This window comes from Nitrospira sp. BLG_2, assembly GCF_049222245.1.
The window spans coordinates 1-12,030 of the sequence record NZ_JBLYIG010000635.1 but is presented as its reverse complement, the minus strand read 5'-3'; the positions used below and the strand labels follow the sequence as shown (position 1 = coordinate 12,030).

13 protein-coding genes are annotated in these 12,030 nt (G+C 53.2%); 6 read left to right on the top strand and 7 right to left on the bottom strand.

Annotated elements, in window-relative coordinates; genetic code table 11:
- Together ACOSYY_RS16925 and rsmH are read right to left on the bottom strand one after the other, a co-directional pair.
- Nucleotides 1–311 (bottom strand): cell division protein FtsL (locus ACOSYY_RS16925; protein WP_421663964.1); only part of this gene is annotated, 311 nt, incomplete at its 3' end.
- On the bottom strand, nucleotides 308–1,240 hold the full coding sequence (rsmH, locus tag ACOSYY_RS16920) for a 16S rRNA (cytosine(1402)-N(4))-methyltransferase RsmH (RefSeq protein ID WP_421663963.1): 933 nt from the start codon (nucleotides 1,238–1,240) through the stop codon (nucleotides 308–310). The genes rsmH and ACOSYY_RS16925, both read right to left, overlap by 4 nt.
- 156 nt (nucleotides 1,241–1,396) lie before the next feature.
- Here rsmH and ACOSYY_RS16915 point away from each other — a divergent pair, with 156 nt between their 5' ends.
- The 3 genes from ACOSYY_RS16915 (at nucleotide 1,397) to ACOSYY_RS16905 (ending at nucleotide 4,155) form a co-directional block, all read left to right on the top strand.
- The gene (locus tag ACOSYY_RS16915) at nucleotides 1,397–1,876 is read left to right on the top strand and encodes an IS1595 family transposase (RefSeq protein ID WP_421663961.1); all 480 of its coding nucleotides are present in this window, start codon (nucleotides 1,397–1,399) and stop codon (nucleotides 1,874–1,876) included.
- The gene (locus ACOSYY_RS16910) at nucleotides 1,837–2,274 is read left to right on the top strand and encodes a transposase (protein ID WP_421663965.1); all 438 of its coding nucleotides are present in this window, start codon (nucleotides 1,837–1,839) and stop codon (nucleotides 2,272–2,274) included. Before ACOSYY_RS16915 ends, ACOSYY_RS16910 begins: the two co-directional genes overlap by 40 nt.
- 810 nt (nucleotides 2,275–3,084) lie before the next feature.
- Entirely contained in the window at nucleotides 3,085–4,155 is a 1,071-nt protein-coding gene (locus tag ACOSYY_RS16905; protein WP_421663960.1) for a hypothetical protein, read from the top strand.
- A 1-nt stretch (nucleotide 4,156) separates the two neighbouring features.
- Here ACOSYY_RS16905 and ACOSYY_RS16900 read toward each other — a convergent pair whose 3' ends face one another.
- The 3 genes from ACOSYY_RS16900 to ACOSYY_RS16890 form a co-directional block, all read right to left on the bottom strand.
- Nucleotides 4,157–5,179 (bottom strand): WD40/YVTN/BNR-like repeat-containing protein, encoded by a 1,023-nt coding sequence (locus tag ACOSYY_RS16900; protein ID WP_421663958.1) that lies wholly within the window; start codon nucleotides 5,177–5,179, stop codon nucleotides 4,157–4,159.
- A gap of 153 nt (nucleotides 5,180–5,332) precedes the next feature.
- Nucleotides 5,333–5,830 carry a YajQ family cyclic di-GMP-binding protein gene (locus ACOSYY_RS16895; protein WP_421663957.1) on the bottom strand — a complete coding sequence of 166 codons (498 nt, stop codon included), beginning with the start codon at nucleotides 5,828–5,830 and terminating at the stop codon, nucleotides 5,333–5,335.
- Between the two features lie 129 nt (nucleotides 5,831–5,959).
- A complete protein-coding gene (locus ACOSYY_RS16890) occupies nucleotides 5,960–7,966 on the bottom strand; it encodes a carbon starvation CstA family protein (RefSeq protein WP_526023340.1) in 2,007 nt (668 codons plus the stop codon).
- 61 nt (nucleotides 7,967–8,027) lie between these two features.
- Between ACOSYY_RS16890 and ACOSYY_RS16885 the strand changes: the two genes are divergently transcribed.
- From ACOSYY_RS16885 to ACOSYY_RS16875, 3 genes are all read left to right on the top strand, one after another.
- Nucleotides 8,028–9,470, top strand: coding sequence for an MFS transporter (locus ACOSYY_RS16885; protein ID WP_421663953.1), 1,443 nt, complete (start codon nucleotides 8,028–8,030; stop codon nucleotides 9,468–9,470).
- A gap of 63 nt (nucleotides 9,471–9,533) precedes the next feature.
- The gene (locus ACOSYY_RS16880) at nucleotides 9,534–10,067 is read left to right on the top strand and encodes a flagellar brake protein (RefSeq protein WP_421663952.1); all 534 of its coding nucleotides are present in this window, start codon (nucleotides 9,534–9,536) and stop codon (nucleotides 10,065–10,067) included.
- 87 nt (nucleotides 10,068–10,154) lie between these two features.
- Nucleotides 10,155–10,538, top strand: a complete 384-nt coding sequence (locus ACOSYY_RS16875) for a PilZ domain-containing protein (protein WP_421663951.1) — start codon at nucleotides 10,155–10,157, stop codon at nucleotides 10,536–10,538.
- On the opposite strand, the gene ACOSYY_RS16870 is transcribed toward ACOSYY_RS16875, so the two are convergent.
- Together ACOSYY_RS16870 and ACOSYY_RS16865 are read right to left on the bottom strand one after the other, a co-directional pair.
- The gene (locus ACOSYY_RS16870) at nucleotides 10,525–11,535 is read right to left on the bottom strand and encodes a lysylphosphatidylglycerol synthase transmembrane domain-containing protein (RefSeq protein ID WP_421663950.1); all 1,011 of its coding nucleotides are present in this window, start codon (nucleotides 11,533–11,535) and stop codon (nucleotides 10,525–10,527) included. The genes ACOSYY_RS16875 and ACOSYY_RS16870 overlap by 14 nt on opposite strands.
- Nucleotides 11,536–11,764: 229 nt before the next feature.
- Nucleotides 11,765–12,030, bottom strand: a 266-nt coding sequence (locus ACOSYY_RS16865; protein ID WP_421663949.1) for a hypothetical protein, incomplete at its 5' end; no start/stop codon positions are given.

The window sequence follows — 12,030 nt, the reverse complement described above, 5'->3', positions numbered from 1 at the left end:
TAATTCTTGGCGACTTTCAGCTCAACCGGCGCAACATCTGGGGGATACACACCGCTTGGCCCGGACTGAACCACAATGATCTGCCCTTGCTGAGGCAGACTCATACCGAGTTTTTCAGTCGCCAATTTCGCGATCCGGTCGGAAGCACTCAATGCGGAAAATTTGACGCGGAACTCATCACGTTGACGTTCCAACACCGTCTTGTCACGCTTCAACTGCTCGATTTGATATCCAATCCGGACCACGTCCACGCGCTCCCACACAAACACAAGCACGAGACAGAGTCCTACAAAAACGGTGACGGTCTTCATAAAATCTCCGGCTTCGGTTGACGTTCAGCGACTCGTAATTTAGCGCTTCGCGATCGAGGATTCACTTCACACTCCGATTGAGAAGGAAGGACCGGTTTCTTGGTGAGCATGAACAAGGTGGCTTCCGGCCCTTGTGAGAGGGACCGGAAAGTATGCTTGACGATACGATCTTCGAGAGAATGAAAGGAGATTGCGCAGATTCTCCCCCCGGAAGCCAACACTTCGGTTGCATCTCGAAGCGACGACTCTAAGAAATCCAGTTCGTGATTCACCGCAATGCGAAGCGCCTGAAATGTCCGCGTTGCACAATGAATCCGCCCGTGGCGATAAGACACCGGTACAGAACGAACGATGATGGAAACGAGCGCTCCCGTAGTCTCGACTGGACGACGTTTCCTTTCTTGCACGATTGCTCGAGCAATTCGCCTGGCATATCGTTCTTCTCCATACTGGAATATTATGTCCGCCAGCTCATGTTCGGGACTGTGGTTAACCAGATCGGCGGCAGTATTCCCTATCGTTTGGTCCATGCGCATATCAAGCGGACCTTCTCGCTGAAAACTGAAACCTCGCGACGGGTCGTCCAATTGCGGAGATGAAACCCCAAAATCGAAAAGCACACCATCGACTGTCGCGATACCAGTTGCAGCAAGGTGCGACTTCAAATCCCGATAGCTTCCTCGTCGCAACACAATACGATCCCCAAATCGATTCAAACGCCGCTTAGAGAAATCGATAGCTTGAGGATCCTGGTCGAGCCCTATGACGGTAGTTTTCGCGTGACTAGATTCTAGAAGCATTTCCGCATGCCCACCGTATCCCACCGTACAATCCAAAATAGTGGTGGGTCCATCAGAAACCAGCCAAAAACAAACTTCTTGACCAAGCACCGGAACATGCAGATTTTCATTATCAGTACTATTAACCACTAGCTACCACTTTTACCCACGCATGCGAAGTATACTCTCGCATTTTTGGTTGTCAACAGACTTTTCAGTAACTTAGCATTGTCACAGATGATTAGATACTTTACAAACCCACCAGGAAAACGCTAAGCCCTCTCCACTACATACAAGGGGTGGGAAATGGGACAAAACATCCTTACTGGTGCGCATCTGAATGATGAAAAAAAGGCCTACGAATACCTGGCCAAATTTCGGTGGCCGAATGGCCCCAAGTGTGTCCATTGTGGAAGCGAGAATGTATACAAGCTTAACGTCAAGAACGTGAATCGCGTTGTCTTGAAATGCGGGAAGTGCCGCAAACAATTCTCGGCTACAGTCGGCACTATCTTTGAGGATTCTCATATTCCCCTCACTAAATGGTTTATGGCCATGCAGCTTGTTGCCTCGTCAAAGAAAGGCATCAACGCTCATCAGCTCCACCGAATGCTCGGCATCACCTATAAGAGCGCATGGTTTATGGATCATCGTTTACGCTACGCCATGACCAAATCTCCATTTGGCGGGAAACTGGGCGGAATTGTCGAGGCGGATGAAACCTATATTGGCGGGAAAGAGAAGAGATCGACAGGCCGATCAAAGAAAACCGCCGTCTTTACATAGGTAGAACGGCAAGGCAATGTACGTTCATTCGTAATGCATCGGGTATCAAGCCGAAATCTAAGAGCATCATCAGAGAAAATATTTCACCTGAATCCCGCATGATGACCGACGAATACCAAGGCTATCAGGGACTCAAGAAAGAGTTTGCTGACCATCAGACCACATCAATCATGGACGGAACTGTGTATGCGGAGAAGTCACGGCAAACACCATTGAAAGCTATTTCAGCTTTACTCAAGCGAGGATTAAACGGCACCTATCATCATGTCTCGAAACATCACCTACATCGGTATCTTGCAGAGTTCGATTTTCGCTATAACGCGAGACATGAGAACGATGAGACACGCGCAATTATGGAGATCCGTGGGGCTAAAGAGAAACGTCTCATGTATCGATGACTTGTCAGGAAGCGGACTTCGTTGAAGACTTGGACTTCGATCGTTTCTTGGTGACTCGCTTCGTGGGCGCAGGTACGGAAACCATAGCCTTCAAGACTTCTTCAAACTTCAGAGGATGGAAGGAGAGCAGTTTAGCCTTGGCCATGCCAACATTCTACCTCATCTAGACAAAGATTCGACAATACGCCGTCAACCTCACAAAATGAGGGAGATGAAATTGATGATCGTACGATCATAACGCCTGTGGATAAATTGATTATTTCTTCATTCCGTTTTTGGGTCCGGATGGCTGAACGGCTACATGAATAGGTCGGTTTTCTCTCGTGGCTTCATGTCTGGCGAATTCCATTTGAGCTTCAATCTGCATTTGTGCGGCTTTAAGGGTTGCCTCTGCTGTGCGGTTAACTGCGTACAATGCGACACAAGCCCCAATTATTACAGCCGCGGTCCATCTTGCAGTTACCACAGCGGTTCTTAGGCTCGCCTGTGCTTGTTCCCGTTGTCTTTCCATCATGGCATCATTCAGTAGCATTTGCTTGTGTTTCTTTTACAAATCGTTAGGTGAACCCTGCCGAAGCCTCCCTGAAGTGTCCAGGATTTAAAATCCACGCTGCCAAGGATCCACAATCTTTACATTTGACCATCCCCTACCCTTTTGTACCAATCCGGTGGGAGATTGTGGCGTAACCTATTTGAGTGTGTCGCATATATAATCATCCTACTTAGTCTTTGACCAGTCCCAGGACATCTCACTCATCAAGCTCGTAGAGTTTCGTTGACTTCAAGAGCTTTCAATTAGAGAATAATTTCATGTTTAAATGCTATTCGATTTCTTCATTTGCAAGACCGTTCCTGTTCCTCATCACTTCATTCCTTTGCTTAGAACAGGGAAGTGCGAAGGACTTCAATCCTGACAATCCTCTCAACCAACCAGCACGGATCTATTGGTGCTCGAGCAAGACGCCTGACCAGCAGATTTCAACCAAAAAGAGCTCGGGTTGCGAACCACTCTACGACCAACAGTCGGCAGAGTCTTTCACGGAAAGAGCACGCCAACAGGGGTTTGATCTCCCCGACCGCGATCCGATCAAGATCGTGGACTTGCAGAATGCAGCCTCCCACTTTTCCGATCGCTATCGGACGTTCGTCTCATGCTGCTTGACCGGCCACAATGCGCCAGCAGAAATTGTCGATCTGATCGATGAAGCCAACCACATACTCAAAGCCGTACAACAAAAAGGCATTTTCAATTCGGCGGGGTTCGGTATTGGTTCTGGAAACGGTGGTTTGGGCGGCGGCTCTGGGCGAAGCCCGAAGCTCGGCACATTTGCTAGACAATTCACGCTCAGTGAAATTGTTGGAACCGTCGCACGGGCACGTGAAGACCTGTTTCAACTCAGGGAACGCCTGGATAAATTGAACGAGACACAGCAGGGTCTCAGCGCAGTCGACTATGAAGCCAGCGGTCGGGCCAAGGCGCAGATACAAGATGAGGAAGAGGCAATCAAGAAAGAGTTCAAGGCCAAAAGGCCGCCATCATCGGCACCGACCGGGATGGAGATTCAAGACACGACTTTGCGTTCACGGATTGGAGGAGATATTGAGGATACCAAGTTACACTCACACTTCGGTGCGGACATCGGAGCTTCGGTATCTCCCTATAGCAATGTGGGCGAGTCACTTCGCCCGCGGAGATGGGATGATCTTCACGAAAGCCAACTCCCGCATCGACCAGGGACGGATATAGGAGACACCTCCATGCCCAGCAGTACTGGGTTCGAAATCGACAGCGCGCAAAATCGCGAAGGAACTTCGACACTTCCGCGACGCGGAGTCGGTGCTTCCATCGGAGATTCCGACCTGAACAGCCGGAGACGATAGTTCAATCCTTGCCCATGACTGCCGGCATCGGCTCCCAAGTGTCTCCCCCATCGTTGCTCCGATACAAACCGCTGCCGTTCGTCCCGGCATAGAAGACCTTCGGCTCCGTTGCACTTTGCACAATTGTCCTAATGTTGGTGGTCACAAACCCGCTGTTGACCAGCTTCCATGTCGCACCGGCATCTTCGCTTCGATGCACTCCATCCCGTCCTGTGATGTAGACCACGCCTCGACGCGTTCGATCGAGCACCATCGCAACGATCATCTGGTCTGCAAGCGACTCTCCGATTCGCTTCCAAGCCTTGGCCGCATCCGTTGATTTATACAACCCCGCGAGCGTGGCGGCGTAAACGGTATCGGGCTCGTATGGGTCGACCAGGATCGAGGTGACATTCAGCGCCCGCGATGTTTTCAGCATGTCCGGAGGAACCAGCCCGTTGTTCACTTTTTCCCAATGACCCGCTTGGTCGATCGACTTATAGACGCCGCCGCTGGTGCCGGCGTATAGAATGGATGGCCTGGTCGGATCCATGCCCAGTGTTACAACCATCAAGACCTCTTTCATTCCCTCCATTTTCTTCGTCCATTGCTCACCGCCGTTCTTGGTTTCAAACACGCCCATCGTTGTAGCCAGGAATATGTGCTGTGCATCGGCAGGATCGAAGAGAAACTGATTCACCACGGACGTTATTGTCGCATCATCAAGCCCTGACCGCATCGAAACCCAGCGCTGTCCACCATCGTGGCTCTTGTAAACGGCATCGCCCTTTGTCCCTGCATAAACCGTCGCCGGATAAACAGGATCGATTGCCATGGCGATCACACGAGAGTGACTCATTCCTTTAGATAGAATTGTCCATGTCTGACCGCCATCACGAGTCTTATAGATATAGTCGTTCGTCGCCACATACATGATGGCCGGATTATTTGGATGGAGCTGAAGGACGACGATCGGATCGCTGCGGTCACAGCCAAAAAGAGGAATGCCAAGCAGCAGAAGCAGAAGACCGATGAGTGTTTTCATAACATTCAGCGGTTCAGCGATGAAACGACCGGCTGCGTGAGAATCGCCCAGTTGACCTTCACATGCGCGTGTGGAACGGCACATTGCTTCCAACCGACACATCCGATAAACGGACTAGCGTTCCACGAGCAGGAGGACGGTCAGGCTGCTCACTCATCGGTAGTTCGTAAACTGCAAGTCGACTCCGAAATCATTCTCCTTCAAAAATGCAATCGCGGCTTGCAGTGCATCCTTGTCCTTTCCCAGTACCCGCACTTGCTCGCCCTGAATCTGTGCTTGCACTTTCAATTTTGAATCTTTGACGGCCTTCGTGATCTCTTTGGCCTTGTCCGAGGCTAAGCCGCTTTGAATCTTCGCCACTTGCCGTACAGTCCCGTTCAATGCCGGCTCAATCGTGCCCTGCGTGAACGCTTTCAGCGACACACCGCGTTTCACACATTTGGCCTTGATAATTTCCTGCACCGCCTTGAGCTTGTACTCATCATCCGAAACGACGACCAACTCCTTTTCCTTCTCCTTCAACGTAATCTCGGTCTTCGAATCCTTGAAGTCGAATCGCTGTTTGATCTCCTTTGTCGCCTGATCCAGAGCGTTCTTCAGCTCCTGCATGTTCACTTCCGATACTACGTCGAATGAAAACTGATCAGCCACAATCCCCTCCTTCCCTAATTTCAAAGAGCATCCTGGTCAGTCTTTTACGGCGCGCATGCACGAGTACAGCCCTAGCCTTACTCCCCAACCAATCCGAGTGCGCGAGCACGGAAGACTGACCAGGACGCTTTAACAGCACCCTGTGCCGTGAGGCAATTTAAATCTCTTCTCTTCATCACGATGAATCGCAGTTTGCATTCGCCCGACGGTACCACCGCCTGCCGTCACGACGACTTCACTTGACGTAAACGGCTTCTTCAAGACCACGTAGCCATACCACTGCCTGATACTGTCGCTCAAGACAATCAAGCCCAGCACCGCCACCAGTACCACTAACATCGCGTCCAGATAGAGAGAAATAGCCTGTCCCGCCGCCAATGTTCCGGCTTTCTTGAAGAACATCCAAAACATTTCATACGATCCGGTCAATGTAATCACGCCGACGAAAAGCATCGGTAACGCCGTCACCCAGAGGTAGGGCGACTTCCACATTTTGATCAACACCGTCGTCCCAATGCAGAGCGCCAGCATGCCCAGCAGCTGATTCGCGGCACCGAACATCGGCCAAATCGTTGAAATGCTCCCTGTCCCGATCAAATAGGCCCAAGCTCCCACGACCAGACCACTGCTCAATATAACGCCTGGCACCCAGTTCATGCGGCGAAAGGGTGCATAGACCCGCCCGGCCATTTCTTGAATGAGATACCGCGCCACGCGTGTTCCCGTATCGATCGTCGTGAGAATAAACAGCGCCTCGAATACCAGCGCAAATTGATACCAATAGGCCATCAACCCGGACATACCGGGCAACGCCGAAAAGATCGACGCCATCCCGACCGCCAAGGATACGGCCCCGCCAGGACGCCCTGCCACGTCCACCTCGACCAATTGCGACAGCTCGGCAATCCGCGACGGTGCAAAACCCATGGCCTCCAGCGCGTCCGAGCCCAATGTCGTATTAATGGCCAGATAGTCGCCGGGAATCAACACGGAGACCGCGATCAATGCCATCACGCCGACGAAACTTTCCAGCAGCATCGCTGCGTACCCCACCACCGCCTGTGACTCCCGCTCGATCATCTTGGGCGTCGTGCCCGATGAGACCAACGAGTGGAATCCCGAGATTGCTCCGCAGGCAATCGTAATGAAGAGAAAGGGAAAGAGTGTGCCGGGAATAATCGGTCCACCACCATTGGCGAAAATCGTCACGCGCGGCATCTCAATCGTCGGCGCCATGAGTATCACGCCGAACCCGAGCAGAAAGACGACTCCGAGCTTCATGAAGGTCGAGAGATAGCCGCGCGGGACCAGCAACATCCACCCCGGCAACACCGAGGCGAGAAAGCCATAGCCGGCCAGGATGCAAACTAGCGCCGGCTTGTCGAATTCAAAGAGCCACGCATAAGAAGACTGTGCGACGACACGACCGAACAGCACCGCCGCAATCAGCAGGATCACGCCAAGCATCGACACTTCCGCCACCGCACCGGGGCGGAACTTCTGCAGATACACGCCCATGATGAAGCCGATTGGTATCGTCATTGCGATCGTGAATGTGCCCCAGGCATTGTGGTAGAGGGCATTCACAACGGCAAACCCCAAACCCGCCAACGCGACGACGACAATAAAGAGGACCGCCACTGCCGTTGCCGTACCGGTGATCGAGCCCAGTTCATCGTGCGCAATCTCGGGGAGCGAACGCCCGTTACGTCTCATGGAAGCCACCAGAATAATGAAATCCTGCACCGCCCCGGCAAGCACGGCACCGACCACCAGCCAGAGAAACCCCGGGAGAAAACCGAACTGTGCCGCCAAGACGGGCCCAAGCAAGGGCCCGGCTCCCGCAATGGCCGCAAAGTGGTGGCCGAAGAGCACGACTTTGTTGGTGGGGTGAAAATTCACGCCGTCATTCAGCCGCACCGCCGGCGTCACATGTTGATTGTTCAGTCCGACGATTTGGCTGGCAATCCACCGACCATAGAATCGATAGGCCAGCACATAGATGCAGGCAGCCGCCACGACGAGCCAAAGGCCGTTCACCTTTTCTTCAGGATGGACGAACCCTGCGACCTGTGCCATGGCCGAAGCTCCAAGTAGCGACAAGACGATCCAGAGCAGAGCTGAAGCGATTTTCATGCGCGGCATAGTACCACAACCATCCGGACCTGTACTCTTATCCCACATGTGGTTGCGAAGAATGGCACCACTCGGTATGGTGACGAGAGCGTCTGCTTCTGATAATCATTCGGATATCTTTTTCATGGTCCCACAGGATGACTCGCAAGCTGATACCGCTGCCGGCCGGCGGGCGCACAACGAGCAATATGGTATCCGAGAAGGCGCCTACACGGCGATCATGCAAGGGGCCGGAGAAAATTATCTCACAGCCTTCGCACTCACCTTACAGGCCAGCACATCTCAAATCGGCATGCTCAACACCCTTCCGGCCTTTATAGGGATCTTTGCCCAATTTGGATCGGTCATGTGGCTGCGATGTGTCGGTCATCGTCATGCAGTCGTCGTCGCGGGGGCGATCGCCCAGTCGCTGTTGTGGTTGCCTCTCCTTTTTCTTCCCATGGTGTTTCCAGAATACGGTGCGGTCCTGGTCATTGTGTGCGCCGTTCCCTTAGTGGTCGTCGGTCACTTTTCTATCCCTGCGTGGAATAGCCTGATCACGGACTTGATCGACTCCGACCGCCGCGGCGTGTACTTCGCTCGTCGGGCTCGAATCATGTCGGCTACCAGTTTTATTGCCCTAGTGACCGGAGGTCTCGTGTTGACATGGACTCAGCATCGGGAAGTCGCCTGGGCCGGTTTCACGGCATTGTTTCTCATGGCGGCGGCCGCACGCGGGATGGCCGCTCGTTACCTACGTCGACTGGACGAGTCGGCAGTCCCTGTGACGGCTCACTTGCACTTGCGTCTCCGTGATTGCGTCATAGCCGGTCGACACGGCGATTTCGTGAGATTTCTTGGGTTTTCGGGTTGCATGCACTTTGCCGCGTTGCTGGCCGGTCCATACTTTGGCGTTTACCTGTTGCGTGATTTGCATTTTACGTACTTTGAGTATTCTGCTTGGGCTGCCACCGCCATCATCGGAGGATTCTTAGCCTTGAACGGGTGGGGGCGCATTGGAGATCGCTATGGAAACAAGAAGCTGCTGTGGGCCACTGGCTTCGGCGTACCGATTCTGCCGGCATTGTATCTAATAACCGACCAGATTTGGTGGTTGATGGTGATCAATTGCCTGGGTGGAGTGGTGTGGTCTGGATTCAATCTCGGATTGCAGAATACGGTCTATGATCTGGTGCCGAGTGAAGAGCGAGCCGGCGCCGTCGCAGTGAGCAATGGGGTCATCGCCACGAGTGCGTTTCTCGGAACCATGGCGGGAGGATGGCTCAGTACCGTGCTCGCTCCCGAGATAATCTTCGGAGGATTCGAAGTGCATTTTGTTTCGAACCTACTGGTGGTCTTTTTGGTTTCGGCCCTGCTGCGCCTGGCCGTGGCCATCATATTTATCAAGCCACTCAAGGAAGTCAGGGAAGTGGAACCGATTTCTCATCATGAACTCTTCCAAGAACTGCCTCTCATCAAGCCCATGATGGACGTCATCGGCCGCCGCGTCGGGCACCAGCCGTAGAAAATCGGCACCTTCAAATAGGTCTTCTCAATTTTGCTCGCTTCGCTCCCAGGAATAACTCCCGTGATAGTTCCACCGCGCGTCGAAAGCATCGCCGTTCGCCCGGCGATCCATCACTCTCGTAATTCGCCCTCGCCAAGCAAGGAACCAACACGGGTGGCGTTTCTGTTCATGCTTTTTGCTATACTCTTCCCCACCATGCCATCGGACACGCCGGCTTCACAGCCGTCTCCGAAAGATCGCCGTGAGTTTTATCGCATCACCGTCACCTTGCCTATCTGTCTTCAGCCTGAAAGCGACACGGCGGAAGGAACGCTTATCCAGCGGTCGGTCAACATCAGCGGCGGTGGCATCGGTGTCACACTCAATCAGGTTTTCGCGGTCAACGAGATTCTCTCTTGTGTCCTGCTCCTTCCTGATGAAGTACTCTTTAAGTCCTACCTCGAAGTGTTGCGTGTTGCCCCTATTATCTACCCATCCAACACGTATCGCCTCCATGGCCGATTCGTCAGGATGACCAATCAGGATCGAGAACTGCTGATCAGGCACATTATGCAGTTCCAGCGCGAACACCTCAATAAGCACTACTCCGCCTGATGAGACGGGCTTCTCATCCTGAATAGGAATCGGAACAACATCGCCGGATTCTGCCTCGTCCCCGCGAAAGAGGGGATTCATTCTGCCATGCGAGCCCGACTACACTGGGCCACCGTGGAATCCAGACGTCCCTATTTTCGAGATCACTATCGAGTCCCCCTCGCCGCGCAGTACCCCGTGATGTTTTCCGATGCTGAAACGATCGCGGAAGGGAAGGTGATGAACCCCACGGTGTTCGGTTGCGCGATCGAGTGTACCGCCGCTGCGCCGCAGCGGACCACCCTCCGCCTACGACTGATCCTCCCGGATCAGATACAATCACTCCCGGTCGAAGAGGCGGAGGTTCGATGGGTCCAAGGGAATCGAATGGGGCTTCAGTTTCACAAGTTGGAACGGGCGGCGGATTTTCGACTCCATGGATTTGTGTGGGATCGGATGGTCGAACGGCTCCAGGCGATCACTCCGGAATGATTTTCGCCTCTTGATCCTGCGGTATCCGGCCTTTCCCAACCATCGCCAAGCACACCAGTCCGATGCCGATCCACACGAGCTCACGGAACCGTCGCAGCAGCGCGAAGGTGATCCCCGTCACGTCACTGTAGCCGAAAGCTTGAAGCAACAGGAGATTGCCGGCATCTTGGGCCCCCAGACTACCGGGGATAAAGAAGGATCCGCCCTTGAGAAAAACCGCGAGCGCCCCTATAGAAAGAGCTGACAACACACTTACGGAACCGCCGAGTAAATAGATGATTCCGAAAACTTCCATCGATTCCGCCATCCAACCTAAAAAGTACACCCCCATCGACGCATAAAAGGCCTTTTGATGGTGAGTGTAGAAATTCCGGATTGTCCGGTCGATGGAGAGCAGATGCTCTTCCTGCGTTTCGAGAAACTGGACTCGTAAACCCAGTTTCTTGACGAACGACAGAATCGAGGCAAAGAGTCCACGTTGTTGGATAAAGACAAACCCCGCAATTGAACACACCAACAGCCCGACACTCAATAGTGCCGCCGTGATCGTCTGCCCTGCCGAGCTTCCGGCACCCAGCATCCAAAAGGCAAGGGCGATTCCCATAAGAATATAGAACACTTCGGCGATCGTCATGGTCGTCTTCGCAATCACAACCGAAGCGGCCCCCTCTGCCATGGGAACGTCGTATCTTTTGAGCAGATAGACTTTCAGCGGTTCGCCCCCTAGGTAGGCAGTCGGAGTGGTCATATTCACCACCTCGCCGGCACTGCGAATCGTCAGGAGTCGCCAAAACGGAACCTCTTGTGCCGCTCGCCCCAGCACCACTTTCCACCCATAGGCCTCAACCGAATACATGATCACAGAGGGAATCAGGACGGCAAGCAAGGCCGTCGGACCGAGTCGTGTAGCGGCTTCATAGATATTGGCTGGGCCGATATGCCAGACAAGAAGGCTCAGAACGATGAGGCCAAGGGCGAGTAGAATATAGCGCAACACGTTAGTCGGATGGCGAACGCGGCATTTAGCAGGATGTTAGAAAATTATCTTGACGTTCACAAGATCTCGATATCTCGGAGTTACGGACCAATTCAGGATAGTCCGCAGGATGCTCAAAAAGGCCTTCCAGCAAGGCCGCAGTGAGCGAAGAGGCGAGGCGTACTGCTTCCAGTACGTTGAGTCTCTGAGCCGCGCGAGAACGAAGCTGGAGGACTTTTTCAACATCCTGTTATGGCTGAGGAGACGAGATTGCAGATGGGCGGATCACCCAGACCATGGTGCCGGCAAACAACAAGGAGCCGGCTGCCGCAAAGAGTAGAAACCAATAGAGTTGATCGAACAGCGCAAAGCCCAGTAAGGCCGCTGAGAAATCACGGCTGGCGACATTCTTCAACATGGCGTCCGCCCAGGCTGCATGGGTAGGAGTTCTCCAGCCACTCACTGTTTTAATCTTTTGCGCCTTTTCGACAAGTGAGAATGAGAGACCGTTGCCGA

Excerpts from the sequence above, each read along its gene's own strand:
- ACOSYY_RS16890 (WP_526023340.1), bottom strand. The coding sequence starts at position 7,966 with ATGAAAATCGCTTCAGCTCTGCTCTGGATCGTCTTGTCGCTACTTGGA.
- ACOSYY_RS16915 (WP_421663961.1), top strand. The coding sequence starts at position 1,397 with ATGGGACAAAACATCCTTACTGGTGCGCATCTGAATGATGAAAAAAAG.
- ACOSYY_RS16875 (WP_421663951.1), top strand. The coding sequence starts at position 10,155 with ATGCGAGCCCGACTACACTGGGCCACCGTGGAATCCAGACGTCCCTAT.
- ACOSYY_RS16900 (WP_421663958.1), bottom strand. The coding sequence starts at position 5,179 with ATGAAAACACTCATCGGTCTTCTGCTTCTGCTGCTTGGCATTCCTCTT.
- ACOSYY_RS16885 (WP_421663953.1), top strand. The coding sequence starts at position 8,028 with ATGGCACCACTCGGTATGGTGACGAGAGCGTCTGCTTCTGATAATCAT.
- ACOSYY_RS16905 (WP_421663960.1), top strand. The coding sequence starts at position 3,085 with ATGTTTAAATGCTATTCGATTTCTTCATTTGCAAGACCGTTCCTGTTC.